Origin of the sequence: Nocardiopsis terrae (assembly GCF_014651695.1) — a bacterium.
Taxonomy (GTDB): Bacteria; Actinomycetota; Actinomycetes; order Streptosporangiales; family Streptosporangiaceae; genus Nocardiopsis; species Nocardiopsis terrae.
Map to the genome: position 1 here is coordinate 325,124 of NZ_BMXJ01000004.1, position 26,385 is coordinate 351,508.

At 71.1% G+C, this 26,385-nt stretch carries 24 protein-coding genes and 1 pseudogene; 5 read left to right on the forward strand and 20 right to left on the reverse strand.

The window, feature by feature from the left end; translation table 11 throughout:
- Nucleotides 1–7 precede the first annotated feature (7 nt).
- From IE195_RS12890 to IE195_RS26490, 5 genes are all read right to left on the reverse strand, one after another.
- Nucleotides 8–301, reverse strand: coding sequence for a hypothetical protein (locus IE195_RS12890; RefSeq protein WP_191271044.1), 294 nt, complete (start codon nt 299–301; stop codon nt 8–10).
- 142 nt (nt 302–443) lie between these two features.
- Entirely contained in the window at nt 444–707 is a 264-nt protein-coding gene (locus tag IE195_RS12895) for a hypothetical protein (RefSeq protein ID WP_191271045.1), read from the reverse strand.
- 82 nt (nt 708–789) lie between these two features.
- Nucleotides 790–1,614, reverse strand: a complete 825-nt coding sequence (locus IE195_RS12900; protein WP_191271046.1) for a polyprenol monophosphomannose synthase — start codon at nt 1,612–1,614, stop codon at nt 790–792.
- Nucleotides 1,615–1,759: 145 nt separating this feature from the next.
- Nucleotides 1,760–2,566 carry a DeoR/GlpR family DNA-binding transcription regulator gene (locus tag IE195_RS12905; RefSeq protein WP_191271047.1) on the reverse strand — a complete coding sequence of 269 codons (807 nt, stop codon included), beginning with the start codon at nt 2,564–2,566 and terminating at the stop codon, nt 1,760–1,762.
- 59 nt (nt 2,567–2,625) lie between these two features.
- Nucleotides 2,626–2,760 carry a hypothetical protein gene (locus tag IE195_RS26490; RefSeq protein WP_264081825.1) on the reverse strand — a complete coding sequence of 45 codons (135 nt, stop codon included), beginning with the start codon at nt 2,758–2,760 and terminating at the stop codon, nt 2,626–2,628.
- 101 nt (nt 2,761–2,861) lie between these two features.
- Here IE195_RS26490 and IE195_RS12910 point away from each other — a divergent pair, with 101 nt between their 5' ends.
- Nucleotides 2,862–3,632, forward strand: a complete 771-nt coding sequence (locus tag IE195_RS12910; RefSeq protein ID WP_191271049.1) for a 4'-phosphopantetheinyl transferase family protein — start codon at nt 2,862–2,864, stop codon at nt 3,630–3,632.
- Between the two features lie 30 nt (nt 3,633–3,662).
- On the opposite strand, the gene IE195_RS12915 is transcribed toward IE195_RS12910, so the two are convergent.
- Nucleotides 3,663–4,817, reverse strand: a complete 1,155-nt coding sequence (locus IE195_RS12915) for an acyl-CoA dehydrogenase family protein (protein WP_191271051.1) — start codon at nt 4,815–4,817, stop codon at nt 3,663–3,665.
- 248 nt (nt 4,818–5,065) lie between these two features.
- Between IE195_RS12915 and IE195_RS12920 the strand changes: the two genes are divergently transcribed.
- Complete coding sequence (locus IE195_RS12920; RefSeq protein WP_191271053.1) at nt 5,066–5,962, forward strand: LysR family transcriptional regulator; 897 nt, start codon at nt 5,066–5,068, stop codon at nt 5,960–5,962.
- Between the two features lie 319 nt (nt 5,963–6,281).
- On the forward strand, nt 6,282–7,598 hold the full coding sequence (locus IE195_RS12925) for an ABC transporter substrate-binding protein (RefSeq protein ID WP_191271055.1): 1,317 nt from the start codon (nt 6,282–6,284) through the stop codon (nt 7,596–7,598).
- 21 nt (nt 7,599–7,619) lie between these two features.
- Here the strand turns inward: IE195_RS12925 and IE195_RS12930 are convergent, their stop codons facing one another.
- From IE195_RS12930 to IE195_RS12980, 11 genes are all read right to left on the reverse strand, one after another.
- Complete coding sequence (locus IE195_RS12930) at nt 7,620–8,348, reverse strand: TVP38/TMEM64 family protein (protein WP_191271057.1); 729 nt, start codon at nt 8,346–8,348, stop codon at nt 7,620–7,622.
- Nucleotides 8,349–8,378: 30 nt separating this feature from the next.
- Nucleotides 8,379–9,800 (reverse strand): sensor histidine kinase, encoded by a 1,422-nt coding sequence (locus IE195_RS12935; protein ID WP_191271059.1) that lies wholly within the window; start codon nt 9,798–9,800, stop codon nt 8,379–8,381.
- 120 nt (nt 9,801–9,920) lie between these two features.
- A complete protein-coding gene (locus IE195_RS12940; protein ID WP_191271061.1) occupies nt 9,921–10,760 on the reverse strand; it encodes a TIGR03943 family putative permease subunit in 840 nt (279 codons plus the stop codon).
- Nucleotides 10,757–11,839, reverse strand: coding sequence for a permease (locus IE195_RS12945; protein ID WP_191271063.1), 1,083 nt, complete (start codon nt 11,837–11,839; stop codon nt 10,757–10,759). Before IE195_RS12945 ends, IE195_RS12940 begins: the two co-directional genes overlap by 4 nt.
- Nucleotides 11,840–11,952: 113 nt before the next feature.
- Nucleotides 11,953–13,518 carry an alanine/glycine:cation symporter family protein gene (locus IE195_RS12950; protein ID WP_191271065.1) on the reverse strand — a complete coding sequence of 522 codons (1,566 nt, stop codon included), beginning with the start codon at nt 13,516–13,518 and terminating at the stop codon, nt 11,953–11,955.
- A 238-nt stretch (nt 13,519–13,756) separates the two neighbouring features.
- On the reverse strand, nt 13,757–15,316 hold the full coding sequence (locus tag IE195_RS12955) for a DEAD/DEAH box helicase (protein ID WP_191271067.1): 1,560 nt from the start codon (nt 15,314–15,316) through the stop codon (nt 13,757–13,759).
- A 367-nt stretch (nt 15,317–15,683) separates the two neighbouring features.
- Nucleotides 15,684–16,526: an enoyl-CoA hydratase/isomerase family protein gene (locus IE195_RS12960; RefSeq protein WP_191271069.1), complete on the reverse strand. Its 843-nt coding sequence runs from the start codon at nt 16,524–16,526 to the stop codon at nt 15,684–15,686.
- A 159-nt stretch (nt 16,527–16,685) separates the two neighbouring features.
- A complete protein-coding gene (locus IE195_RS12965; protein ID WP_191271071.1) occupies nt 16,686–16,892 on the reverse strand; it encodes a helix-turn-helix domain-containing protein in 207 nt (68 codons plus the stop codon).
- Nucleotides 16,893–17,090: 198 nt separating this feature from the next.
- Complete coding sequence (locus IE195_RS12970) at nt 17,091–18,689, reverse strand: ABC-F family ATP-binding cassette domain-containing protein (RefSeq protein WP_191271073.1); 1,599 nt, start codon at nt 18,687–18,689, stop codon at nt 17,091–17,093.
- Between the two features lie 266 nt (nt 18,690–18,955).
- The gene (locus tag IE195_RS12975) at nt 18,956–20,272 is read right to left on the reverse strand and encodes an AI-2E family transporter (RefSeq protein ID WP_191271075.1); all 1,317 of its coding nucleotides are present in this window, start codon (nt 20,270–20,272) and stop codon (nt 18,956–18,958) included.
- Nucleotides 20,273–20,396: 124 nt separating this feature from the next.
- A complete protein-coding gene (locus IE195_RS12980) occupies nt 20,397–20,804 on the reverse strand; it encodes a YccF domain-containing protein (protein ID WP_191271076.1) in 408 nt (135 codons plus the stop codon).
- Between the two features lie 754 nt (nt 20,805–21,558).
- On the opposite strand from IE195_RS12980, the gene IE195_RS12985 reads away from it, so the two are divergent.
- Entirely contained in the window at nt 21,559–21,858 is a 300-nt protein-coding gene (locus IE195_RS12985) for a WhiB family transcriptional regulator (RefSeq protein WP_017588640.1), read from the forward strand.
- Between the two features lie 129 nt (nt 21,859–21,987).
- Here the strand turns inward: IE195_RS12985 and IE195_RS12990 are convergent, their stop codons facing one another.
- Nucleotides 21,988–23,295, reverse strand: a complete 1,308-nt coding sequence (locus IE195_RS12990; protein ID WP_191271078.1) for a phosphoribosyltransferase family protein — start codon at nt 23,293–23,295, stop codon at nt 21,988–21,990.
- 137 nt (nt 23,296–23,432) lie between these two features.
- Entirely contained in the window at nt 23,433–23,993 is a 561-nt protein-coding gene (locus IE195_RS12995; RefSeq protein WP_191271079.1) for a GNAT family N-acetyltransferase, read from the reverse strand.
- Nucleotides 23,994–24,618: 625 nt separating this feature from the next.
- Here IE195_RS12995 and IE195_RS13000 point away from each other — a divergent pair.
- Nucleotides 24,619–25,818 carry an MFS transporter gene (locus IE195_RS13000; RefSeq protein ID WP_191271080.1) on the forward strand — a complete coding sequence of 400 codons (1,200 nt, stop codon included), beginning with the start codon at nt 24,619–24,621 and terminating at the stop codon, nt 25,816–25,818.
- 168 nt (nt 25,819–25,986) lie between these two features.
- Here IE195_RS13000 and IE195_RS26205 read toward each other — a convergent pair.
- Nucleotides 25,987–26,385, reverse strand: a pseudogene (locus IE195_RS26205) (hypothetical protein); the annotation flags it as partial.

Sequence of the window (26,385 nt, forward strand, 5' to 3'; positions counted from 1 at the left end):
GGGCCGGTCAGCCCTCGTCCCCCTCCGGGGGCCGGTCGTTGACGGCGTCGGGGTCGGGGACCACGCTCAGCGCCTCCTCCTCGGCGCTGCGGTCACCGCCCCAGCGCTGGTGCGGGATGACCCCCAGGCGCTCGGCGCGCACCCCGTCGTTGATGCCCAGTCTCCCCTTGCTGTCGTCGTCCTCGAAGTTGTAGCCGAGGATGCCGAAGTCGGGGTCGATGACACGCTCTCGTTGGGCGACCTCGCTCGCCTGGGGGTCGTCACCCAGGTCCAGGTCCACCTCGTAGGGCTGTTCGGTCACTGTGTCCGCCTCCTTGCCCACGGTCTTCCCCGCTTTGACCTCGATGATCGCAAATCCTCGTGCGATTGTGCGGAAAACCGGGGCCGGGCACAGGCCGGGCCCCGGAGCCCTCCTCGGGTGCTCCGGGGCCCGGCGCGGCCGCTCAGGCGTCGGAGTCGTCCACCTCGTGCACCGCCTCCCGCTCGGCTCCGGGTTCGTCGATGCCGAAGTCCTCCCTGGGGATGACGTCGTCACGTTCCTCCCGGACCTCCTCGTCGATGCCCCGCTCGGTGGCGGCGCTCTCGTCCTCGAAGGTGTAGCCGTAGACGGGCGCGTCCGGGTTCTGCCGGCTCTCCGCCTCGGCGATCTCGCTCTCCTGGGGGTCCTCCCCCATGTCGGCGTCGACGTCGTAGGGCTGTTCGGACACTGTTGTCGCCCCCTTCTCGCGTTATCCCGATGATCGCAGTTCAGGGTGGTGCGGCGAAGGAGGACACGGGTGTCCGCGGCCGCTACGGGCGGCGCCGGGCGTTCTCCGCACGCCGCAACCGCAGCGGACGCAGGGCCGCCTCCAGGGCGACCGCCCCGTCGAGCTTGCTCTGCCCCACCACCCGGTCCTCGAAGTGGATGGGGATCTCCATGATCTTCTGGCCCCGGCGGAAGGCCCGGTAGTGCATCTCCACCTGGAAGGCGTAACCGGTGCTCTCGATACTGGACAGGTCGAGAGCCTCCAGGGCCGAGGCCCGCCAGATCTTGAAACCGGCGGTGACGTCCCGGACCGGGATGGACAGGACCGTCTTGACGTAGGTGTTGGCCCATCCGCTGAGGAGGCGTCTGCGCAGACCCCACGCCTCGGAGAGGCTGCCGCCGGGCACGTAGCGGCTGCCGATGACCACCCCGGCGTTGGTCGCGTGCAGGGTTCCCAGGAGCTGGGGCACGTAGCCCACCGGGTGGCTGAGGTCCGCGTCCATCTGCACCACGTACTCGGCCCCCTCCGCCAGGGCCCGGGTCATGCCCTCCACGTAGGCGCGGCCGAGGCCGTCCTTGCGGGTGCGGTGGACCGCCGTCAGGCGTCCGCCGAGTTCCGCCGCGAGCTTGTCGGCGACCTCCCCGGTCCCGTCCGGCGAGTTGTCGTCCACCACCACGACCCGCAGCCCCGGCAGGTCCAACGCCATGAGCTGGGCCACCAGCACGGGCAGGTTCCCGGCCTCGTCGTAGGTCGGGACGACCACGGTCAGGGGCGAGCTCCGCCAGGGTTCGGGGAGCACCACGGGCTCAGGGGTGACCCGCACCGGCGCGGACGGCTGGTGTTCCGGGGGCGTCGGCTGGGAGGTCATGCTCGGCGGCTCCTGGTGCGTGGACGTCGGTACTGACTGGACGGGACGCGTCCAGGATCACGCATGGAGCGCTCACCGCACAATACGTCCGAACACTCGGGTACGCACCCATCACGTGGCGAAGCGGCAGGGGTGGGCCCCGGGGTCACTGGCCGCGTTCGTCGGCGACCACGGCGACGTGCACGAGGGCTCCGGTCTCCTCCAGGGTCATCAGGACCTCGGGGTCGGCGCTGCTGTCGGTGACCAGGTGGGCGATCTCCTCGGGGGCGACGGTGGGCACCATGGTGTCGGCGCCCACCTTGGTGTGGTCGGCCAGCACGATGGTCTCCTCGGCGCAGGCCGCCAGTGCGCGGTCGAGGCCGGCCACCGCGGGGTTGGGGGTGCTCAGCCCGCGGTCCGCGCTGACGCCGTTGCCGGACAGGAAGGCCCGGTTGACCCTCAGTCCTGCCAGGGAGGCTTCGGCGGCGGCCCCGACGAGGGCCCTCATCGGCGCGTGCAGGGTGCCGCCGGTCATGACCACCTCGACCCCCGCGGCACCGGCCAGCACGTCGGCGACCCGCAGGGAGTTGGTGACCACGGTGAGGTCACCGTGGCCCAGGAGCGCGCGTGCGAAGGCCTCCGCGGTGCTGCCGGGACCGATCGTGACCGCGTCTCCGGGGCGGACCAGGCGGGCCGCGGTGGCGGCGATCGCGGCCTTCTCCGCCGCGCACTGGCTGCTCTTGCCCGTGTAGCTCTGCTCGTGGCCGATCCGTCCGGGCAGCGCGGCACCGCCTCTGCGGCGGTCGAGCAGCCCTTCGGCCTCCATCGCGCGCACGTCGCGGCGGACGGTGACCTCCGAGGCGCGCACCTTGGCGGCGATGTCGCGCAGGGACATGCTGCCGTTGGTTCGCACCAGTTCCAGGATGCGCTCCCGGCGCTCGGCGGCGAACGCCGGACGGCTCTCCTCGACCATGGGTACGGTCCCGCTTTCCGTGCCGGTGACTGTGCTGCACGGCAGGGAACCGCGCCGTCCTAGAGTACGGAGTGATCCTCGGTGGATCGGGTCCCGGACTCCGGCTTCTCCGTCACGAGCGTCACCAGGACGACCGCGGTGAGGGCGACCAGTCCGATGAGCGCTCCGGCTCCGAACAACACGACGACAGACATCTGAGCCTCCAAGGGGGCGGGCTGACCTGCCACTTGACGAATGCCCCGTTTCACGCCCGCTCACACCCCGGATCGTGCGGCAGATCAGCCACAATGGGGGGATGACCCTCAGCTCCGCACCCCTCGAGTCCTCGGTGTGGTGGGCCCACACCTCCGCCGCGAACGAACGTCTGCTGCGCCTGCTGGACGGCGGGGAACTCGCCCGCCACTCCCGGTTCCGCCTCCAGGCGGACCGCGACCGCTACCTTCTGGGGCGTTCCATGGCCCGACTGGTCCTGGCCGAACGGGCCGGGTGCGCGCCGGAGAAGGTGACCTTCGAGCTGCGCTGCGCCTCCTGCGAGGAGAAGTCGCGGGCCGGTGCGGGCGGGGGCGATGACGCACCCCACGGCAAACCGGTGCCCACCGGCGCGGCCGGGGGTTGGGAGATATCCGTCAGCCACTCCGGTGAGTGGGTGGCGCTGGCACTGGCCCGCGGGGTGGCGCTCGGGGTGGACGTGGAGCGGGTCTCGGACACCCGTGACCTGGCCGGACTGGCCGGATACACCCTGGCGGACACCGAGCACGAGGTGTGGAGCGCACTGCCCGAGGCGGATCGGGCCGGGGCGTTCTTCGGTTACTGGGCGCGCAAGGAGGCGCTGCTCAAGGCCACCGGTCTGGGCTTGTCCGGCGGCCTGCGCCGGGTCGGGGTCACCCCGCCGCACACGCGGGCACGTCTGCTCTTCTGGGAGGGCGGGGCCGACCCCGGGGCCGCGTGGTTGTCGGACCTGGACCGCGGACCCGAGTACCGGTCGGCGCTGGCCGTGCTGACCGACCGCCGGGTGGAGCTGACGGTGCACCCGCCCGAGGCCGCCCCGGCCCTGTTGCGCCGGTAGGTCCCGGCGCCGGGACGCTCCTGCGGCGGGTCAGGCCTCCCTGGCCAGGTGGCGGCTGATGACCAGGCGCTGCACCTGGTTGGTGCCCTCCACGATCTGCAGGACCTTGGCCTCGCGCATGTAGCGCTCGACGGGGAAGTCCCGGGTGTAGCCGTAACCGCCGAAGACCTGGACGGCGTCGGTGGTGACCTTCATGGCGGTGTCGGTCGCCATGAGCTTGGCCATCGCCGCCTGCTTGCCGAAGGGGCGGCCCGCGTCACGCAGGCGGGCGGCGGACAGGTAGAGCTCACGGGAGGCCGCGATCTGGGTGGCCATGTCGGCGAGCATGAAGCCCGTCCCCTGGAAGTCGCCGATGGCGCTGCCGAACTGGCGGCGTTCACGGGAGTAGGCGAGGGCCGCGTCCAGTGCGGCCTGGGCCAGACCCACGGCGCAGGCGGCGATGCCCAGGCGGCCGGAGTCCAGGGCGGCCAGGGCGATACCGAACCCGCGGTCCTCCTCTCCCACGAGGGCGTCCGCGCCCAGTGCGACCTCGTCGAACAGGACCCCGGCGGTGGGCGAGGAACGCATGCCCATCTTGTGCTCGGGGGTCGCGGCGCCCAGTCCGGGCGTGTCCGAGGGCACGTGGAAACAGCTGATGCCGCGCGTTCCCGAGTCCGGGGCGCCGGTGCGCGCGAAGAGCGTGTAGTAGTCGGCCCGTCCCCCGTGGGTGATCCACGCCTTGGCTCCGTTGACCCGGTAGCCGCCGTCGACGTGCTCCGCGCGGGTGGTGAGCGCGGCGGCGTCGGAGCCGGAGGAGGTCTCGGACAGGCAGTAGGCGCCCAGGAGTTCACCGCTGACCATGGCGGGCAGGTGGGCGGCTTTCTGCTCCCGGCTGCCGAAGGCCGCCATCGGGTAGCAGGAGAGGGTGTGGACGCTGAGCCCCAGCCCGACGGCGAGCCAGCCGCGGGCCAGTTCCTCCACGACCTGGAGGTAGACCTCGTAGGGCTGTTCGCCACCGCCGTACTCGGCCGGGTAGGGGAGCCCGAGCAGCCCGGTCCCGCCGAGGGTGGCGAAGAGGTCGCGGGGGAAGAGGGCTTCCTCCTCGTCCGCGGCCGCACGGGGTGCGACCTCCTTGTCGACGAGATCCCTGGTCAGCTCCAGGAGCTGTTCGGCCTCGGGTGTGTGCAGCATGCGTTCGACCGCCATGAAATCCCCCACGGTTACGCGCCCGGGTGCGCCTCGGACCCACCGCCTCCGCGGGGTCTCCGCGAATTTAGTAGGTCGTCCAACTATATGGTGATGAACGGCACCCTATCCCACGGGGGCGTCCGGCGCCTCAACCAGACGGGCACGGACGGCGGGGCCGGGGACGCACCTGCGGCCGGACGGGACGCGCGACGCGACCGCCCCGGCCCGGCTGTACACGAGGCGCCTCCTCGCCTTAGATTCCACGCATGGACCTCGAACTCCGCCACCTGCGTACGATCTGCCTGCTGGCCGACACCGGCAGCGTGACCAGGGCGGCGGCCGCGCTGTCCACGTCCCAGCCGGCGCTGACGACCCAGTTGCAGCGGATCGAGCGCGAGGTGGGCGGCCCCCTGTTCCACCGGGGGCGTTCGGGGGTGCGGCCTACGGAGCTCGGTGAGTTCGTTCTGGTCCGGGCACGCGCGGTCCTGTTGTCCATGGACGACCTGGTGCACGACATCACCGCCCGGGGCGCCTCGCCGAGCACCTTGCGCGTGGGCGGGGTCGGCCCCCTGACCGTGGAGCTGTCCGCACGCCTGCCGGAGGTCTTTCCGGGCGTTCCGGTACACGTGCGCACCGAGTACTCGCCCAAGCTGGTCACCGACCTGGTGCGGGCGGGCCGGTTGGACCTGGGTACCACCATCGACTACGTGGACCGCGACCTGCCCACCGACGGACCGCTGGCCTGGGCGATGCTCGCGGTGGACCCCCTGCACGTGGCCGTGTGGGCCGGCCACCCGATGGCGGAGAAACCGTTCATCCGCCTGGAGGACCTGTCCGGGTGCCCGTGGGCGCTGACCCCTCCGGACGGCACGGGCTGGCCCGAGTGCTTCTACCTGGCCTGCCAGCGGGCGGGCTTCAGCCCCGAGGTCCCCTACCGCCTCTACGACCGGTCCGAGATCCGCGACCTCATCGCCGACCGCCGGGCGATCGCCCCGTGCCAGTCGGACTTCGAGGCCGGCCGGGGCGTGGTGGTGCGCCAGTTGGAGGGGGCGCCGATACAGCTCCGCCACCTCCTGGTCTGGCGCCGCGACAGCGCCGTGCACCAGGCCTCGGACCGTATCGCCCGCCTGGCCCGCGAACTCCTGGACCGCACCGGGGCCTGAGACCGGGGACCTGGGACCGGGGACCGGGGACCGGGAAGCTTCGAGGGGGCCGCGGGACGGCCCCCTCCGTCGTCCCCGAAGGCCCTCCCCCGGGCCGCCCACGCCCGAGGACGGCGGCCTCCGAGAGGCGATCGCACCCCTGAGGGGGTTACCGCAGGTTGCAGTGACGAGCTGTGTTCGTATGATGTTTACCAACCGGTAACGTACTGGCGAGTAGGTATGTCCGTCCCATGATCCTCTCCCGAGCTACGAAGCCGCTTTCCCCACGGGCCGAGAAGGCCTCCCGCTGCGAAGGCACAACCGAGTTCAGGACACCACCATGCGATCACTGGGAATCATCTCTTCGGCGCTCGCCGTCGCGGTTCTCGCCGCCTCCTGCGCGGACTCCGAATCGGCGCAGGAAGACACCGCCTCGGACATCACCACGGGGGTCACCGACGACAGCGTCGTCATCGGAACCCACCAGCCGCTGACCGGATCGGCCTCCCCCGGTTTCGTGCACGTCTCCACCGGGGCGAGCGCGGTCTTCGACTACATCAACGACAACGGCGGCATCCACGGCCGCCAGATCGACTACCGGGTCAAGGACGACGCCTTCAACCCCGCGCAGACCATGGACGTCACCCGCGAACTGATCGAGGAGGACGAGATCTTCGCGATGCTCGGCGGTCTGGGAACGCCCACCCACGAGGCGGTCATACAGGACCTCAACGACGAGGGCGTCCCCGACCTGTTCGTCTCCTCCGGGGCCCTGGCCTGGGACCAGCCCGAGGAGTACCCGTACAGCTACGGGTTCCAGGTGGACTACTCCACGGAGGCCAAGGTCCAGGGGGCCTACATCGCGGAGAACCTCCCCGACGCGGACGTCGGCCTGCTCTACCAGAACGACGACGTCGGCCCGGCCTCGCACGCGGGTATCGAGCAGTACCTCATCGACGACATCGTCGCCTGGGAGTCCTACGACCCGGGGGTCCCCGAGCTCGACGGCCAGATCGCCGCGCTGAAGGAGTCCGGGGCCGACGTCGCGGCCTGCTACTGCATCCCCGCCTTCCTGGGCCTGGCCATCCTCGAGGCCCAGTCCATCGGCTACGAACCCCAGTGGGTGGCACCCAGCTTCGGCGGTGACGTCGAGATCATCTCGCAGCTCATCGAGGAGTACGCCGAGGGCACCCCCGCCGAGGACGTGCCGCCTGAGGCCTTCACCGACGGCCTGATCGTCACGGCCTTCCTGCCGATGGCGGCGCAGACCGACGACCCGTGGACCGAGTTCTACCGCGAGATCCACGACGAGTACAACGACGGCGCCCCCTTCACCGACACCACGGTGTACGGCATGGTGCAGGCGACCCTGTTCGCCCAGCTCCTCATGGAGGTCGGCCCCGACCTGGACCGGGAGACCCTCATCCGGACCCTGAACTCCCAGGAGTGGGTCGGCCCCGGCCTGGTGCCCTTCGCCGCCACCGAGGAGGACCACAGCGGCTACTCCGGTGTGATGGTGGTCCAGCACAACGCCGGAGAGAAGCCCGAGGTCCTCCAGGAACCGAGGGCCACCGACAGCGACGGCGGGGACATCCTCCCCTTCGACCTGGACCGGCCCGGCCCGGACGAGGTCGCGCTCTTCGGCGGCACCGGCTGAGCGGGGGCGGGCGCGGACCGCTCAGGCGCGCGCCCGCCGCTCACCCTGGTCGCCCTCGTCCGCGGGCCCGCTCCGAGCGACCGGCTCCATCAACTCGGTCCCCCGCGCTCCCCGCCCGGCCGCGCGACGCGAGTACAGCAACCAGAGCAGACCGATGACCGCGGCCGCGGCCCCCGTGCCCAGAGCGACCTGGAACGCGACGTCGGCTCCGCCCGCACCCACCAGGACCAGGGCCACCGTGGCGGGAAGCGACCCCAGTGCCGTACCCAGCACGAAGGGCGCCGCACGCATCCCGGTCAGCCCGAAACCGTAGTTGACCATCTGGTAGGGCACCACGGGGATCAGCCTCAGCTGCACCACCGCCAACAGCGCGCGGCCTCCGGACAGCCCCGCCAACCTGCCCCGGACCCTCTCCGGCAGTCTGCGGGCGATCGCGTCGTGCGCCACGTGCCGTGCCACCATGAACTGGACCAGGGCGGCCAGTACACCCCCGGCCAGGGCCAGCCCCGCCCCCAGCGCCAGGCCGAAGAGCGCTCCCCCGGCGAGGTTCAGTGCGGGCCGGGGCACCAACGCCTGGACCGCCAGGGTGTAGGCCGCCAGGTACACGAGGAATCCGGCCACCCCGGCGTCGGCGGTCCAGGACCGCACGGTCTCCGGGTCGGGCCCGTGCAGCACGGCCCAGACCAACAACAGGACCCACCCCGCGAGCAGTGCCGCCCGCCGCACCCGACCCGCCTTCTTGTGCACCATTCCTCCCAGGATAGGGGTGCCCGGCCAGCGTCAGTGCTGGTCATCCCGCCCGGGAAGGCTCAGGACGAACACGGCCCCGCCGAGCAGGTCGCTGTGGCCGGCCACCAGGGTGCCGCCGTAGCCCTGCACGATCTCCCGGGAGATGGCCAGGCCCAGACCGCTCCCGCCGGGGTCGCGTTCCCTGGACTCCGCCAGCCGGGCGAAGCGCTCGAACACGCGCTCCCGGTCCTTGGCCGGAATCCCCGAGCCGTCGTCGTGCACCTCCACCACCGCGGGGTCCCGGCCGTGGACGATGATGTCGATCCGGCTGTTCGCGTGCCGCTCGGCATTGGCCACCAGGTTGGTCACGACCCGGACGATCCGGAGCCGGTTGACGAGCGCGTACACCGGACCGGAGGTGTGGACCTCCACCGCGATTCTTCCGTGCCGTCCGGAGAACTCCCGCTCCACCAGCTCGGAGAGGTCGACCAGTTCCTGCGGCACCGCCACACCGGTGTCCAGCCGGGCCAGCTCCAACAGGTCGGAGACGATGTTCTCCAACCGTTCGGTGTCGGACAGCAGCCCGGTCAGCAGCCGCTCCCTGGCGCGCTGGTCCGGTTCGGGGTCGGAGAGCTCGACCTCCAGCTTGGTGCGCATCCCCGCGATGGGGTTGCGGAGTTCGTGGGAGGCGTCGGAGACGAACCGGCGCTGCCGGGTGACCGACTCCTCCAGCCGGGCCAGGCTGGAGTTGGCCGTCAGGGCCAGGTGGGCGATCTCGTCCTCACTCCTGGGCACGGGGAGCCTCCGGTGCAGGTCGCTGGCGGAGATCCGGTCCATCTCCTCACTGATCCTGGACACCGGTCTCAGGGCCCTGCCGACCCCGTACCAGATGACGAGCGCGGTACCGGCGACCAGGAGCACCGACAGGCCGAGCAACACGGTCTGCAGGGTGTTGGTGGTCAGGAGCTGGGGGGTGTGCGCGGCTCCGAGGACGGTCACGTCCCCGTAGGCGGAGTCGGGGACGGCGTAGCCCGCCACGAGGAAGCACTCCTGGGGGTCCTCCCCCTCGACCACCCCGCAGACGGTGGTGTCGAGCCGCGAGTCCCGGGGGGCGGGAACCTCCTCGGTCAGCGCGGGCAGGCCCTGCAGGGAATCACTGGAGGCCAGGACCTCGTGGGTCTCCTGGTCGACGATCTGGATGCGCCGGACCGAGGTCCCGGAGGACGGGACCGCCCCGGGGTAGCGGTCCGTCGTGATGTGCTCGGCGACCTCGCGCGCCGAGTCGGCCGCCCGCTCCCGTACCTGGTCGAGTGCCAGCCCGCGGATGACCACGAAGGAGAGGGCCAGCAGGATGCCGACGACCAGGACCAGCACGGCGACCGCCCCGGCGGTGACCCGGGCGCGGATCGAACGGGGGCGCGCCCTACGCCAGAGTCCGCGCCTGCTCCGTGCTCGCTCGTCCCGTTCTGACACGCCCCCATTGTCACCCGGTGCGGTCCCAAACCGTCGAATTGGCAACGGTGTGGCGGCTGACCAGCACGAGCGGGCCCGGGGTCCCGCTCCGGCCGGTTCGCTCCAGCCGCTCCGGGCGCCCTACTCGTAGGGGTCCGGGGGGTCGGTCACCGCCTCGACCGAGGAGGTGTCGATCTCGTGTTCGGAGGCGTCGTACAGTTCACCCTCCGGCTCCACCCAGGTGCCGCGCACCTTCCACCAGGTATCGGCCTCCGGTGCCGGATGGTCGGTGATGAGGACCTTGTTGACGACCGCGTCCGCGGCGCAGCAGGCCATCTGGAGCCGGGCCAGGTACCAGCCCTCCCCGTCCTCGGTGGGAACGGCGAAGCCGGTCAGCTCGACCTCGCGGTCGGCCAGCTCCCGCTCCTCGTCGACCCAGGCCCGCATCACGAACTGCTGGACGTCGAGCTCGACGACCTCACCCGGAGCGGCCTCGCTCAGGTTGTCGGTGAAACGGGAGGAACCGTTCTCGTCCCTGGGCGGCGGCCCGGAGGACCCCCCGGTGCTCTCCACCGTGTAGGAACCCAGCGCGGGCGGCGCGACGACGAACACCGCGAGCACGGGGAGCAGGAGCAGCCAGGCCACCCCCGGGGCGCGCTCGTGGTCGTGCCCGTGCCCGTCGCCGGTGTGCCCGGCGTACTCGGCCGCGGCGTGGTCGAGTTCGGAGCGGGCCGGACCGTCGTCCCCCGCCGCGGCGGCACCGGACGGAACCACGTCCTCCTGGTCCAGGGCCTGGTCGCCGCCGCGCAGTTCGGCCACGATGACCAGGACGCCGAGCAGCACCATGACCACGCCGGCGGCGATCAGGAACGGGCCGAAGCCCGGCTTGACCCAGTTCAGGTACAGGTCGGTGGGGACGGTGCTGGTCAGTGCGGCGGCACCGAGCAGCACGAGTGTGAGCCCCTGAGCGATGCGGTTCACAGCAGGATACCTCCGATCAGGAAGGTGCTGAGCAGGCCGACCACCAGGCAGATCGGGACGAAGCGGGCGACGAACCGCCAGCCGAACACCCCGGCCTGCATCGCGATGAGCTTGAGGTCGACGATCGGGCCGATGACCATGAACGCGAGCTTGGCGGTGGGCGAGAAGTCGGTGAGGCTGACCGCGACGAAGGCGTCGGCCTCCGAGCAGATCGAGAGCAGGATGGCCAGGAGGGCGAGCACCAGTACCGAGATGACCGGGGCCTCGGCCACGGCCATCAGCCACTCCCGGGGCACCATGACGTTGAGGGTGGCGGCGGCGAGCGCACCCACCACCAGGTATCCGCCCGCGTGCATCATGTCGTGCACCATCGACTCGCGGAAGACCTCCCACTTGGAGGCGTTCGGGGCGTGGGTGCGCGAGGGCAGGCGCAGCCAGTCGGCGCGGCCGAAGCGCACCCAGACCCAGCCGATGACCACGGAGGCCAGCAGCGAGGCCGCGAACCGGGCCAGGATCATCTCCGGCTGTCCGGCGAAGGCCACGGCGGTGGCGATCATGACGATCGGATTGATGGACGGCGCCGCGAGCAGGAAGGTGAGCGCCGCCGCGGGTGCGACCCCCCGTTTGATCAGGCTTCCCGCGATGGGGACCGAGGCGCACTCGCATCCGGGCAGGAGCGCGCCGGAGACCCCGGCGACGGGAACCGCGCGACCCGGCCTGCTCGGGATGAACCTCTGGTAGGCCGAGGTCGGCACGAAGGCGACGAGCGCCGCGGACAGGGCCACCCCGAAGACCAGGAAGGGCAGCGCCTGGAAACTGATGGCGGTGAAGATGGTCGCCCAGGCCAGGAAGGCCTGCCCGGTCAGGTCGTCGGTGAGCCAGGCGTGGGCCACCGCCATGGCCGTGATGAAGAGGGCGAAGAGCCAGACCGTTCCGGTTCTGCGTGAACTCGAACTCCGCCCCCAGTCGGCGGGGGGGAGTTCGTCCCCGCGGTCGTCCCAGCCGCCGGCGATCGTGTCGCCGAGCGAGGTGGCGGGGTCGGGTGCGGATCCGCGCTCCGGTGTCGTCCGTTCGGACACAGGGGTACTCCGTGGGGTCGGTTGGGGACTCCACGAATAGTAACCGACAATCGTTTTCGTTCGTTCTTTCCCCGGAGCCCGCGGACGACGAAGGCCCGGCCGGGCCGCGGTGATCAGTCGTTTCGCTCCGGGCCCTGGCCGTCGTCGGTGTCCGGGCCGTCGCCGGCCTCCCCCGCGTCCCGGCCGCCCGCCCGGAGGCCGGGGTCACCGGACGCGATGCCCTCGGAGCGGTCGACCTCCTCGGGCAGCGGGCCGCCGGGCTCGCCCCAGCAGGTCACGTTCCGCAGGTCCGGCATCTTGGCCAGGGTGAACTGCGGATCCAGGCCGTTGCGCAACTGGCGGCTGTAGTCGGCCAGGAGCCGGAAGGCGGTCGCCGAGAGCGGGGCCAGGGCGATCAGGTTCACGATGGCCATGACGCCCATGGAGAGGTCCGCGGTGTTCCAGACCAGGGTCAGCGGTGCCATGCAGCCGAGGAAGACCGCGGCCAGGACCGCGGAGCGGAAGTAGAGCATGTGCCGGGGGTTGGCGTCCAGGAACTGGAGGTTGGACTCCCCGTAGTAGTAGTTGCCCAGCACGGAGGTCCAGGCCAGCAGGAGGAGGATGACCGTGAGCGCGTGGACGGACCAGTCGCCCAGGTTGGCCTGGAGCGCGCGCTGGGTGACCTCGGCTCCGGCCTCGGTGTCGAAGTCGGGCCCGTACAGCAGCACGACGAACGCGGTCACCGAGCAGACCAGCCAGGTGTCGAAGTAGACGCCCAGGGTCTGTACCAGGCCCTGCTTGGCCGGGTGGGAGACCGATGCGGTCGCGCCCGCGTTGGGCGCGGAGCCGAGCCCCGCCTCGTTGGAGAACATGCCGCGCCGCAGGCCCTGCACGATCGCGGTGCCCACACCGCCGGCCGCGATCTCACGCAGCCCGAAGGCGGAGGCGAAGATGTCGGCGATCACCCCCGGGACCGCGCCGATGTTCAGCACCAGCACCGCGACGCCCAGCAGGATGTAGAGGATCGCCATGAGGGGGACCAGTGCCTGGGCCACGTTCGCGATGCGCCGGATCCCGCCGAAGACGACCGCGGCGGTAACCCCGACCAGCACCACTCCGACCACGGTGTTCAGCAGCCAGCCGGTGGGGGCGCCCATGGTGTCGACCGAGGTCGAGACGGCGCCGGTGATGCTGTTGGCCTGGACCGAGTTGAAGACCAGGCTGAAGGTGATCGTGATGACCACGGCGAAGAGCGCACCCATCCACCGCTGCCCCAGCCCGTAGAGCATGTAGTAGGCCGGGCCGCCGCGGAACCCGGTGCTGGTGCGCACCTTGTACAGCTGGGCGAGGGTGGACTCCACGAACGAGGCGGCGGCCACGACCGTGGCCATCGCCCACATCCAGAACACCGCCCCGGGGCCGCCGAGCATGATCGCCGTGGCCACGCCCACGATATTGCCGGTGCCCACACGGGAGGCCGCCGAGATCGCGAAGGCCTGGAAGGAGGAGATCTCCCTCTTGCCGTCGGGGGCCACGCCCGGGCTGCTGCGCAGCACCCGCACCATCTCGGGCAGGAGACGCAGCTGGACGAACCCCGAGCGCACGGTGAAGTAGAGGGCGAGCACGATCAGGAGCGGGATGACGAAGACGCTCCAGAAGAAGTCGTTGAGGGCGACCAGTGCGTTGTTGAGGACGGTCACGCATTCCCCTTCAGGCGGCGTGTGGTCCCGAGTGCGACATCGGGGTTTTCGGCAACTGTTCCCGTTGGGGACGGTTTCGGTCGCCGGGGACACGCGAAGGGGCGGTAAAGGACCGTAAACGATGACGGGGCGGGCCCGACCTGTGGTCGGACCCGCCCCGGAACCGGGGACCCGGCCGCCTCGTGGCGCCGGGTCCCCGGGGTGACACTGTGCTGCTGTGCCGCGGCGCCGCCGTCGGCTAGCGCTGCGGAGCGGAGTCGTAGCGGTCGTTGCGGCGGGGGCCGCCACGGTAACCGCCGCGGGAGTCCCCGCCCCGGTAACCGCCACCGCCGCCGCGACGCTCCCCGCCGCGGTAGCCGCCGCCCTCGCCACGGCGCTCGCCGCCGCGGTAGCCGCCGCCACCCTCGCCGCGCTCACCCCGGTAGCCGCCGCCACCCTCGCCGCGGTCGTTGCGGCGGTCGCCGCCGCGGTAACCGCCGCCCTCGCCACGGGGACGGTCGCCCCGGTAGCCGCCGCCACCCCGGTAACCGCCACCGCCACCGCGGTAGCCACCACCGCCGCCGCGGTAGCCACCGCGACGGGGACCGCCGCGGCCGCGGCGCTCGCGAACGGGCTCGGGCGGCTCGATCCACGGCTCCCAGCTGGGCTCCTTGGCACCGGTGACCTGGGAGAGCAGCTCGTCTCCGGGGTTGACCAGGTGCTGCTTTGCCTCGACGCCGGCGTCGCTGAGCAGGCGGCGGGCCAGGCGGCGCTGGTTGGGCGCGACCAGGGAGATCACGGAGCCCGAGGAACCGGCGCGGGCGGTGCGGCCGCCCCGGTGCAGGTAGTCCTTGTGACCGGTGGGCAGGTCGATGTTGACGACCATGTCGATGCCGTCGACGTGGATGCCGCGGGCGGCGACGTCGGTGGCGACCAGGGCCTGGATCTTGCCCTCACGGAACTTGGCCAGGGTGCGGGTGCGCACGCTCTGGGTCTTGCCGCCGTGCAGGGAGGCGCAGGGCACACCGGCCTCGACCAGCTGTTCGCTGATGGTGTCGGCCCGGAACTTGCTGCGTACGAACAGGATCGTGCGTCCGTCGCGCGCGGCGATCTGGGTGACGATCTTGTTCTTGTCGCGGGGCAGCACCTTGAGCAGGTGGTGCTCCATCGTGGTGACCTGCGAGACGGGCGGGTCCACGGAGTGGGTCTGCGGGTCCTTCATGTACCTGCGGACCAGCCTGTCGACGTCACCGTCGAGCGTGGCCGAGAACAGCAGGGTCTGGCCGTCGGGGCGGACCTGGTCGAGGAGCTCGCTGACCTGCGGCATGAAGCCCATGTCGCACATCTGGTCGGCCTCGTCCAGCACCGAGAGCTCGACGTCGCCCAGGTCGCAGACGCCCTGGTCGATGAGGTCGGTGAGGCGGCCCGGGGTGGCGACGAGGACGTCGACGCCGCGGCGCAGTTCGTTGATCTGCCGGGTGTAGGAGCTGCCGCCCACGACGTCGCCGACCTTGACGCCCAGGACACGGGCGTACCCGCGGAGGGCGTCGCGCGCCTGGTGCGCGAGCTCGCGGGTGGGCACCAGGATCAGTGCCCGGGGGCGGTTGGCGGCGGCGCGGCGCTCGGAGCAGCGCATCAGGACCGGCAGGCCGAAGGCCAGGGTCTTGCCAGAGCCGGTACGACCGCAGCCGAGGACGTCACGGCCCTCGATGGCGTCGGGGATGGTCGCGGCCTGGATCGGGAACGGGGTGGTCACACCGTTCTTGGCCAGCTCTCCGACGATGTCCCTGGGAAGACCAAGGCTGTCGAAAGCGGGCATTACGGCAGTGTCCGTCGTCAAGTGACGTGTACCTTCCTCGTCGTTTGGCAGCGTTTCGAGGAAGGCTCCACACGGTCACGGCGGACCCAGCGAAGAAATCACACAAACGCGCCTGATCACACGCGGAAGCGACCCCGATCTGTGTGGGGTTCGTGTGCTCTTCGGGTCAAGAGTGATGCCGACGTGGTCAGCACGCTCTCCGCGTCTTGGCGGCCCGGCGCGCTCGGATGCGCGCGGCATTCAACGACCGCCTGCAGCAGCGTACTAGAAGTCGCCCCGGGCCGGGGACGGGATGGGTGTTTTCCACCGGTGATACGGATCTCCCCACTCCGTCCCCGAAGCGCCCGGCGGCCGGGCGCCGTGGTGGTCAGGAGCCCGGGGCCATGCTCTTGGCCAGGGCGGTCAGGCGAGAGATCTGGGCCCTGCGCTCGGCGGCGCACTGCTCTTCGAGCGTGTTGTCCGCGGCTTGCTGGAGGAGGCCCTTGGTCGCGACGGCGGCCTCGGGGTTGGTCGCCAGCAGGGCGGCGACGGCGTCGTCCACGGCGCCGTCGAGTTCGTCGGCCCCGACGACCAGGGTGGCCAGGCCGAGGTCGCGGGACTCCTCGGCGCCGACCTTGCGGGCGGTCAGGCAGATCTCGGTGGCGCGGTGGACGCCGACGATGTCCACCAGGGGCTTGGTGCCGGTGAGGTCCGGCACCAGGCCCAGGGCGGGCTCCTTCATGCAGAACTTGGCGTCGTCGGCGAGGATGCGCAGATCGCAGGCGAGCGCGAGCTGGAACCCCGCACCGATGGCGTGGCCGCGCACCGCGGCGATGGTGACCAGGTCGGGGCGGCGAAGCCAGAGGAAGCCCTGCTGGAGCTCGGCGATGTAGGCGTCCAGGTCGACCTCGTCGGCGGCGCCGTCGGCGAGCCCGGCGACGATGGAGCGCTCCCCGTCCACGCCCTCGGGGGTGAACATGTTGAGGTCGATACCGGCGGAGAAGATGTCGCCCTCGCCGGCGATGACGACGATTCGGACATCGCCCGGGAGCGCCTGGCCGATGTGGGCCAGGGTCGTCCAGGTGCGCCCGGTCATCGCGTTGCGGCGCTCGGGACGGCTGATGGTGATGCGGGCGACCGCCCCGTCCACCGCGAGCCTGAGCCCGGCCCGGGTCAGTTCCTCCCCGGTGGGCAGTTCCTGTTTCCCGGACTCCGTCGGGGCCTGTGCCATGGGTTCCTCCGTCACGTCGGTTGGCTGCAAGCCGACCTTACTCGCCGGTAACCCCGACCGCGAGTAACAGGGACCACAAAAGACACAGGCCACGAGCAACGCTTCCCCGCCCCGGGGCGGTACGGACGCCCCGCCCGGGGGCGCGGACCCGCCCGGAGGTCACGCCTTGCGCGTCGCCCCGCCGCGTCCGCGCAGTTCCACCCCGGCCTCGCCCAGCAGGCGGTGCACGAACCCGTAGGAGCGACCGGTCGCGGCCGCCAGGCTGCGGATGCTCTCGCCCCCGTCGTAGCGGCGTTTGAGCTCGGCGGCCAGCTCCGAACGGTCCTCCCCCGACACACGGGTGCCCTTCCTCAACGTGTCACGCACAGCTCTCCCCTTCGACGACGGTTGGATTCCACCGGCCCGGCAGCCACAGCCATGATCGGACATCGCGCTCACACAGCGCCACATCCGCCCGGCGCGGCGCCGGGCCGACCCGGTTTCGGAACACCGGTAACCGTGTCCGAAAAGAAGGGGGGTGAACCTCCCGGAGCCCTGGGCGTCCACCGCGATCGCACCCGGCGCTCAGGCCAGGGAGATGAGGTCCTCGAACTCGGCGTTCCACACGTCCTCGACACCGTCGGGCAGCATGATGACGCGCTCGGGCTGCAGCGCCTCCACCGCGCCCTCGTCGTGTGTCACCAGGACGATCGCGCCCTTGTAGTTGCGCAGGGCCCCCAGGATCTCCTCCCGGCTGGCCGGGTCCAGGTTGTTCGTGGGCTCGTCGAGCAGCAGCACGTTGGCGCTGGAGACCACCAGGGTGGCCAGGGCCAGACGGGTCTTCTCGCCGCCGGAGAGCACACCCGCGGGCTTGGCCACGTCGTCACCGGTGAACAGGAACGATCCGAGCGTCTTGCGCGCCTCGACCTCGGGCAGGTCCGGCGCCGCGCTCATCATGTTCTCCAGCACGCTCCGGTTCACGTCCAGGGTCTCGTGCTCCTGCGCGTAGTAGCCGAGCTTGAGCCCGTGGCCGGGGATGACGCTCCCCCGGTCCGGCTCCTCCACCCCGCCCAGCAGGCGCAGCAGCGTCGTCTTGCCCGCGCCGTTCAGTCCCAGGATGACCACCCGGCTGCCCCGGTCGATGGCCAGGTCCACGCCGGTGAAGATCTCCAGCGAGCCGTAGGACTTGGACAGCCCCTCGGCCATCAGCGGGGTGCGCCCGCTCGGTGCCGGGTCCGGGAAGCGCAGCTTGGCGACCTTGTCGGACTTGCGTACGCCCTGTACCCCGTCGAGGAGTTTGTCGGCGCGGTTGAGCATCTGCTGGGCGGCGCGCGCCTTGGAGGCCTTGGCCCGGAACTTGTCCGCCTGCTTGCGCAGGGTGTCCGCCTGCTTCTCGGCGTTGGCCAACTCACGGCGGCGGCGGCGCTCATCGGCCTCGCGCTGGGCCAGGTACTGCTTCCAGCCCATGTTGTAGATGTCGATGACGCTGCGGTTCGCGTCCAGGTAGAAGACCTTGTTGACCACGTGCTCGACCAGTTCCACGTCGTGGCTGATCACGATCAGGCCGCCCTGGTGGGACTTGAGGAAGTCGCGCAGCCAGACGATGGAGTCCGCGTCGAGGTGGTTGGTGGGCTCGTCCAGCAGCAGGGTGTCCGCACCGCTGAACAGGATCCGGGCCAGCTCGATCCGGCGGCGCTGGCCGCCGGAGAGCGTGTGCAGGGGCTGGGACAGCACGTTGTCGGGCAGGCCCAGGCTGGAGGCGATGGCGGCGGCCTCGGACTCGGCGGCGTATCCGCCCAGCACGTGGAGGCGCTCCTCCCAGCGGCTGTAGGCGCGCACACCCTTGTTCCTGGTCTTCTCGTGGTCGCTGGCCATCTTCTTCTCGGCCTCGCGCAGACCGTTGAGGGCCTCGTCGATCCCGCGGGCGGACAGCACCCGGTCCCTGGCGATCACGTCGAGGTCGCCGGTCCGCGGATCCTGCGGCAGGTAGCCGATGGTTCCCGAGCTGGTGACGGTGCCGTCGGTGGGCATCCCCTCACCCGCCAGCACCTTGGTCATCGTGGTCTTGCCCGCGCCGTTGCGGCCGACCAGTCCGATCCGGTCCCCAGCAGCGACTCGGAAGGTCGTCGGCTCCAACAGGAGCCGAGGGCCGACGCGCAGTTCGAGGTCGGTGGCGATCAACATGGGTGGGGCATCCTCAAGGTGGTGTGGCGGTTCGGGGCGGCCGGGGTCCGCGCGGCGCTCCGAGCCCCGTGGGGTTCGCCGGGCGTCTGGTAGCGGCAAGGGGCCGCGGCGGACGTGTCCTCAGACCAACCAGACCAGCCTAACGGCAAGCGAGCAGGGCGGGGCGAGGGTTCTTCCGGGGCTCCGTGCGAACGGGCGCGCCCCCGACCCGCACAACGGGGTCGGGGGCGCCGCGCATTCCCCGGGGACACGGATCCGGTGCGAGGTCACTCCCTGCCGGGCGGGTCCCCGTCCTCCACGGGGGCGACGACCACGACGGCGGCCGGTTCCCGTTCCGACCCCTCCGGCGGGGCCTTCTCCGCCTCGGAGGAGTTGTCGGGGTCGGCGCTCTGGTGCGACGGGGGGCGGTTGCGCAGCAGTGCGGCCAGCACCGCGGCCACCGGGGTGGCCAGGAAGAGGCCGGGGACGCTGCCGAGGATGCCGCCGACGGTGATGGCGATCAGGACCACCGGGGAGGGCAGTTCCAGCGCCTGACCGTAGATGCGCGGTGCGAAGACGTTGCTCTCCAACTGCTGCACCAGGACCACGGCGATGACGATCACCAGGGCGATGACCCATCCCTCGGTCACGAAGGCGACCAGGGCCGCGAGCAGGCCGGTGAGGAAGGCACCGATGATCGGCAGGAAGGCGCCGATGAAGGTGAGCACGATCAGCGGGATCGCGAGGTTGATGTCCACGAAGGCGACCAGGACGATGCCGATGCCGACGGCGTCGATCAGGCCGACCATCGCGACACCGCGGACGTAGCGGCCCATCACCCCGTAGGAGACGTTGGCCGCGTGGCGCAGACCCGGGCGGGACTTGGGGGGCAGCAGGGTGGCGACCCAGTCCATGAGCTTGTCACCGGAGTGCACGAAGTACACGGTCAGGGCGATGATCAGGACCAGGCTGATGAGGATCTGGACGACCGCGGCCCCGGCGGTCCAGGCGCCGGTGAGCAGCTGGTCGGTGTTGTCGGTGATGATCCCCTGGACCTGCAGCCAGGCGTTGTCGATGAGCTCCGTGATCAGCGCCGGGTCGACGAAGGGGACCTGCAGTTGCTGGAGCTCGGTGATCGCGCTCGAGACGCTGGCCACCAGGCCCTCGAACCCCTGCACGGCCGGGGAGACGATCATCGTGACGGCACCGCTGAGCACGACGAGCGCGAAGAGCACGGTGACCGCCGTGGACGATCCGCGCCCCAGGCCCTTGCTCCTCAACCAGTTGGCGAGCGGCATGAGCAGCGCGGTGAGGAAGACCGCGAGGATCACCGGAAGGGTGATCACGGAGAGGTAGATGACCGCGTAGACCAGCAGACCCGCGACCACACCGATCAGGAGCGTCCGCCAGGCGACGTCACTGACCACCCGGAGCAGGTCGCCCGCGCCCACGTCGTCCTGCTCGACGACCTCGTTCTCGGTCTCCGGAACGGACTCCGACTCGGCCTCCTGCGCCTCACGTTGGGCGAGGCGCTCGGCGCGGGCCCTGCGGGCGACGAGCCACTTGTTCAGGAGCGCCCATACTCCCGGCCGCTGGGCTTGCACATGGACTCCATTCTCTGGTTGTTGCGCGGTGGCCGGTCCGGCGGAGGCCGCCACCTGAAGACACCGGTCTGGGGGATGCGCCGCGGGGCCCGGTCGCGCCGGGCCCGATGAGAGGACAACTCTGTCAGAACTGCCAGGGTTCCCGGGAGCGGCCGCTGTGGACGATCTCGTTGCCGAAGGGGGCCAGGGCCACCGGGATCATCTTCAGTGAGGCCCACGCCATCGGGATACCGATGATGGTGACCGCCAGGCCGAGCGCGGTGGCGATGTGCCCGATGGTCAGCCACCAGCCGGCGACGATCAGCCAGATGACGTTCATGACGGTGGTACCGCCGCCCGAACCGGATCTGCGCACCAGGTCGCGCCCGAAGGGCCAGATCGCGTAGCTGGCCATCCGGAAGGAGGCGATGCCGAAGGGGATCGTCACGATGAGGACGCAGCAGATGACGCCGGCGACGGCGTAGCCGATCGCCAGCCAGAATCCGGCGACGAAGAGCCAGATGATGTTCAGGATGAGCCGCAAGAGGGCCACGGTGTTCGTCTCCTAGGTTCGGTCCCGTGCGGGGGCGCGTGCTTCTCCGAAGGGATCGGGAAAGGGGCGCACCTGTTTTCTATCGTTTGGGACGCTCGCACACCACGGCCTGTTCCGCTCCGTCCCCCTGGTCCTTCCCCTAGGGGACGTCACGGGTGTGTCCGGACGATCGCGGGCGTGTCGCGGAGGGGTCGGACCGGGGCTCCGAACGCCGTGGGGGAAGGGGGATCGCCCTCGGATCACCGTCGCCCTGAGTGAGGACATACGGTCCCTCCGAATCTCGGAAGGATGGCGGGACCGCAATGTGATGGGCGCATCAGGATGACCCCCTAGGCAGGAGGGACATCGCACCATACGATGTGCTGTGTCCTTCGCAAGACGGTAGTTCTAGCGATTTGCGACAAAATCTGACAGACAACCAGAGACCGGACGCCAAGCATCAGGTTTCGGTAACGGTTGGATGAGTAATTTCCCCACCCCCCGTGCAGGATCGGGAGTGGGGATGGCATGATTACGTACCGGCTCGGACGGAGGCTGTCACCGCCTCCGCGGCCGTTCGCGTGAGAGCACCCCCATCATCCGCAGGCATCGCCTCTGTGATGGCGCTTCTCGTGGTCTCAGCCACACCGGGGAACAACGCCAACACCGCTCGACGTTTGCGTCGTGCGGGGTGACTCACGCCGCATGACCAACTTTTGGTGACTGAAGCTTTTTCAGACAGCTTACTAGTGATTTCAGTAGAGGTGGTTCAAGCATGTCTCAGGTACGTCGGCAGGCCGCGCTGCGCCCCCGCCCGAGCTGGGGGTGGCAGGATGCCGCCGCGTGCCGGGGCGAGGACCTTGTGCTCTTCTTCGGCCCCGATGGCGAACGCCAGCCGGAGCGGGAGATTCGCGAGCGCAAGGCCAAGGAGATCTGTGCGGCCTGCCCTGTTCGAACCGACTGCCTGGACTATGCGATTTCGCGTCCGGAGAAGTACGGCACCTGGGGCGGGCTGAACGAGGACGAGCGCGCCTCCGAGCGCCGTCGCCGTATGCGGCGCGCCAACGCAGCCTAGCGTCATCCCGCCGAGCGGATCTCCTCCCGGTGGCCCCGGCCCCGATAACCCGCGGCGCCCCGACGTAGTACGTCGAGGGCGCCGCGGGTTTTCTCATGCCCGTCGCCGCACGGACCCCGGTCACGGACCTCACTCCGGCCGGTACGACAGGTGCCGGTCGAACCAGTCCAGCGTCTCCACCGCCGTCTGCCGCCATTCCTCGGAGTCCCCGAGCAGTTGTTCGGCTCCGGAGACCACCTTGAGCTCCGAGGGGCCGCCCAACCGGCCCCGCGTCCACTCACCCAGCTCGCGAACGAACGAGTCCGCGCTCTGCAACAGGACCAGGGACGGGGCCTGCACCGAGGACAGGCTCGACTCCGCCAGGTCGATGCGCCCGCCGTGGACCACCACCGCCGCCACGTCCTGGGGCCGCTCCGCCGCCGTCACCAGGGCGGCGGGGGCCGCCGCCCCCGAACCCAGCACCCCCAGGGGTTCGCTGGCCGCGTCGGTGGCACGCCGCAGCCAGGTCACCGCGGCGCTCAACCGTTCCCCCAGCACGCCGGTGTCCGGCTCCTCACCGCCCGAGGCGCGCTCCTGTCCGGTGAGCAGGTCCAACACCAGGGTGGCGTACCCGGCGCGTTGCAGGACCGAGGCGGTCGACCGCCAATGCGGGTCGCCCTGCCCCTGGCCGAAGGACATCACCACCACACCGCGCAGCGCCGTCGGCATGGTGAGGTCCCCGTCGAGGTAGACCTGTCCCGCACGGATCCGCACCGCCCTGGCGGCGTCGGCCCCCCGGTGGTGGCGGGCCTGTTCGGAGAGGATCTCGACGACGTTTCCGTCGGAGAGCTGGTCGAAGTCGCGGTACCACTCCCCCACCGCCCGGAAGTTGTCCGGAACACTGAGCACGACCAGGGCGTCGGCCTCGGCACGCAACGCCTCGAGCGTCTCCGGTGCGGCGACCGGGACCGCCAGGACCAGACGCGCCGGGCCCGCCTGGCGCACCATCCTCAGGGCCGCACGGGCGGTACCCCCGGTGGCGACCCCGTCGTCGACGACCACGCAGTCGCGCCCGGCGATCCTGGGAGCGGGCCGATCCCCCCGGTAGGCACGGCGCCGACGGTCGAGCTCGCTGTGCTCGGAGGCAACGGTGTCGGACAGGGCCTGGCGGGGCACGTGCAGCCGGGCCAGGGCGAGGTCGTCGTACAGGACGTGGCCGTCCTCGGAGATCGCTCCCACCCCGGTCTCCGGGTGTCCGGGCAGGCCGATCTTGCGGACCATGAGAACGTCGAAGTCGGCGGCCAGTCGTTGGGCCAGTTCCGCGCCGACCGGAACCCCGCCACGAGGCAGCGCGAGCACCAGAGGATCGTTGACGGCGTGGGGACGCACCCGCTCTGCGAGGCGTCGGCCCGCGTCGGACCGGTCTGCGAAGGGCAGTGAAACGGGTACCGGGTTCATGTCCTCACCGGCGCCGAAGCCGCGGAGCCCGGCGCCGCTCCTTCCGGCTGTGTGGAGTGAGCCGCTGGAAAAGTGGTACCGGCATACCCCGCCGCACACGGATTACAACCCCGCCGCAGGGCAAAAACCGGCCCGGCTCAACTCCTTTCGTACCCGCCGCGCAGTACGGCCATCAACAGGGCGTCGTGTCGGCGCCCCTCCCAGAGCAGGGAGTCGCGCAGCCTGCCCTCCACGTGGAAACCGCAGGAACGGTACACGGCGATGGCGCGCATGTTGAAGGCGTACACGTACAGCCAGACCCGGTGCAGGCCGATGCGGTCGAAGGCGTACTCCAGGACCAGCTGGGTGGCCTCCTTCCCCAGCCCCCGGCCGGTGAACTCGATCGCCGACAGCGCTATGCGGTACCCGGCGGTCTCGTTCTCGGGTGAGACCGCGTAGACGGAGAGCTCACCGAGATAGCGGCCGTCCCCGGGCGCGAGGATGGCGAGGTCCAACCGGTCGGACCGGCCCGCGCGGCTCTCGCACCACTGACGGGCCTGCTCGTAGGTGAGGTGGCCGTGGGCGCCCTTGAGTCTGCGGACCTCCTCGTCCAGGCCCGCCGCGAAGTAGGCGTCCGTGTGCTCCGGGCCCAACGGGACCAGGCAGACGCTCTTCCCGACGAGGGTGGGCGTTTCTCGCAGCGCACTCGTTCTGATCATGGTGGTCTTCCGGTTCCGGCCGGGACCGTCGGGGCACGGCGCGTCCCGGGGCGAGGGAGTCGGCGGTCAGGGGGCCGCACGCGGAGAGCGGGCCGCGGGGCGTAGCCGGTGCAGGGGCCGGGTCGGAGATCGGGCGGGGACCGGAGGCTTGACGACGGGAAGGGCCGGACACCCATGTAAAACGACTCCGTGTCCGATGGCAACCGTTCCTTAACAGCGTGCGGGAGTGCCCTGTGGTGCTCTCCCGGTACTGCGCGCGTCCCGAACGGTGTCGGACGCGCTGGTCCCCCGCGTTCCTCGTTCCCCGGCCCGGGCACACGCATCGTGTGCGCGCTCCGAGACCGGGCGGCGGGATCCCTCACGCCCGAAGGCCTCCGGTCCGGCCTGGACGGTCCGAGGCCCGCACCCGTCCCTCCGGTGGGTACGGGGCGGTGCCGCCCGACGCCGGAGTCCCCCACCAGCGGAGCGGTTCAATGTGTTCACTCGTGTACGTTCGTGTGCGCTCATGTGACCTCACACACGAACAGATGAGACCCCGGGGGCGGTACTCCCGGGCAAATCCCTGGTCGTCCGTTGATGGGACCGATACCATCCGCAGGCACCGAAACGACCCTGGGAGCAGCACGTGAACGCGCAGACCGAGACGCCCACCGCACCGCCGCCGGAGGCGAGACGCGCGCGGGCCGCGGTGTCCACTCTGTTCTTCGTCAACGGGTTCACCTACACGAACGCGGTTCCGTGGCTGCCGGTGGTCAAGAACGGCCTGGGTCTGAGCAACACCGAACTGGGGCTGGCGATCGCGGCGATGCCCTTCGGGGCGATCCTCACCGGAATGCTCGCGGGGCCGCTGATCCACTGGTTCGGCAGCGGACGGACCGCGGTGGGGACGAGTCTGATCTCGGTGGGAGCGCTTCCCTTCATCGCGCTCGCCCAGAACTGGTGGATGCTCGCCGCCGCGCTGTTCGTCCTCGGCAGCGCCGACGCCTGGACCGACTCCGCACAGAACTCCCACGGCCTACGCGTCCAGCGCCGCTACCGGCGCAGCATCATCAACACCTTCCACGCGGTGTGGAGCCTGGCCGCGGTCGCCGGAGGGCTGCTCGGTGCGGCCATGGCCGGCGCCGGGGTGCCGATCCTGTGGCACCTGGGCGGGGTCGCGGTCCTGTTGGTGGCGGTGAATCTCACGGTGAGCCGGATGCTGCTGCCCGGCCCGGAGAACAGCGAACGCGAGGACGGCGTCAACGGGCACGACGGCAGCCGCGCACGCATCCCCGGGAAGGGGGTCCTCCTGCTGCTGATGCTGGGCGCCCTCCTGATGATGGCCGGCGGCATCGAGGACTCCGCCGCCTCGTGGGGCGCGGTGTACATGACCGGTGAACTGGGCGCACCCCTCTTCCTGGCCGCCATGCCTTTCGTGGCCTGCCAGGCGATGATGACGGTCGGCCGTCTCGCGGGCGACCGGGTGACCGACCGCTTCGGCGCCTCGGTGGTGGGCCACGCCTGCGGACTCCTGGCCGCGGGCGGCCTGGCGTTCGCGCTCCTGTTCCCGCACCCGGTGACCACGGTGGTCGGCTTCGGGGTGATGGGGCTGGGCGTGTCCGCACTGTTCCCCCTGACCCTGGCCGCGGCGGGAAACGTGCCCGGGGTGCGCACCGGGGACGGGGTGACCGTGGTGGGCTGGCTCGGCCGGGCCGGGTTCCTGGCCTTCCCTCCCCTGGTGGGTTTCCTCGCCGACTCCGCGACCCTCGGTACCGCCCTGTGGGCGATCTCCGCGGCGGGGGTGGCCGCCTTCCTGCTCGCCTCGGCCCTGCGCCCCCGTACCTGACCGGCGGCGCGGCGGCAGGAGGGCTCCGGGGCGGGAGCCCGTGCCGGGGGAGGCCGAGGCAGGGGCCCGTGGCAGGGAAAGGCCCCGCCCGCCGGAACCCGGGAGGATTCCGGCAGGCGGGGCCCTGTCACACGCCGGTCCCGCGGGGGCGCGGGAACGAACGCGGTGTTACTCGGCCATGCCCGGACGGCGGTTGCCGACCCACAGGGCCAGAGCACCGATACCGGTCACGACGGCGCCGCCGAGCACGAAGCCCGACATGTCGACGCCGGTCTCGGCGAGGTTGGGGCTGCTGTTGCCCGCCGCACCGCTTCGAACGGGAGCCTGGGCCCCGGGGGCGTTGCCGCCGGGAGCGGTGGTCCCGGGAGCGCTGCCCTCGGGGGACTTACCGTCGTCACCCGGGTCGGTGCCACCGTCCGGGTCCGTCGGGTCCGTCGGGTCCGGGTCAACCGGGTCCGTCGGGTCGGGGTCGACCGGGTCCGTGGGGTCCGGGTCGACCGGGTCCGTGGGGTCCGGGTCGACCGGGTCCGTGGGGTCCGGGTCGACCGGGTCCGTGGGGTCCGGGTC

Excerpts from the sequence above, each read along its gene's own strand:
- IE195_RS12915 (WP_191271051.1), bottom strand. The coding sequence starts at position 4,817 with ATGGCGGTCGAACGCATGCTGCACACACCCGAGGCCGAACAGCTCCTG.
- IE195_RS12985 (WP_017588640.1), top strand. The coding sequence starts at position 21,559 with ATGTCTCAGGTACGTCGGCAGGCCGCGCTGCGCCCCCGCCCGAGCTGG.
- IE195_RS12900 (WP_191271046.1), bottom strand. The coding sequence starts at position 1,614 with ATGACCTCCCAGCCGACGCCCCCGGAACACCAGCCGTCCGCGCCGGTG.
- IE195_RS12930 (WP_191271057.1), bottom strand. The coding sequence starts at position 8,348 with ATGGTGCACAAGAAGGCGGGTCGGGTGCGGCGGGCGGCACTGCTCGCG.
- IE195_RS12990 (WP_191271078.1), bottom strand. The coding sequence starts at position 23,295 with ATGAACCCGGTACCCGTTTCACTGCCCTTCGCAGACCGGTCCGACGCG.
- IE195_RS12960 (WP_191271069.1), bottom strand. The coding sequence starts at position 16,526 with ATGGCACAGGCCCCGACGGAGTCCGGGAAACAGGAACTGCCCACCGGG.
- IE195_RS26490 (WP_264081825.1), bottom strand. The coding sequence starts at position 2,760 with ATGTCTGTCGTCGTGTTGTTCGGAGCCGGAGCGCTCATCGGACTGGTC.
- IE195_RS12905 (WP_191271047.1), bottom strand. The coding sequence starts at position 2,566 with ATGGTCGAGGAGAGCCGTCCGGCGTTCGCCGCCGAGCGCCGGGAGCGC.
- IE195_RS12955 (WP_191271067.1), bottom strand. The coding sequence starts at position 15,316 with ATGCCCGCTTTCGACAGCCTTGGTCTTCCCAGGGACATCGTCGGAGAG.
- IE195_RS12910 (WP_191271049.1), top strand. The coding sequence starts at position 2,862 with ATGACCCTCAGCTCCGCACCCCTCGAGTCCTCGGTGTGGTGGGCCCAC.
- IE195_RS12920 (WP_191271053.1), top strand. The coding sequence starts at position 5,066 with ATGGACCTCGAACTCCGCCACCTGCGTACGATCTGCCTGCTGGCCGAC.
- IE195_RS12995 (WP_191271079.1), bottom strand. The coding sequence starts at position 23,993 with ATGATCAGAACGAGTGCGCTGCGAGAAACGCCCACCCTCGTCGGGAAG.
- IE195_RS12970 (WP_191271073.1), bottom strand. The coding sequence starts at position 18,689 with ATGTTGATCGCCACCGACCTCGAACTGCGCGTCGGCCCTCGGCTCCTG.
- IE195_RS12925 (WP_191271055.1), top strand. The coding sequence starts at position 6,282 with ATGCGATCACTGGGAATCATCTCTTCGGCGCTCGCCGTCGCGGTTCTC.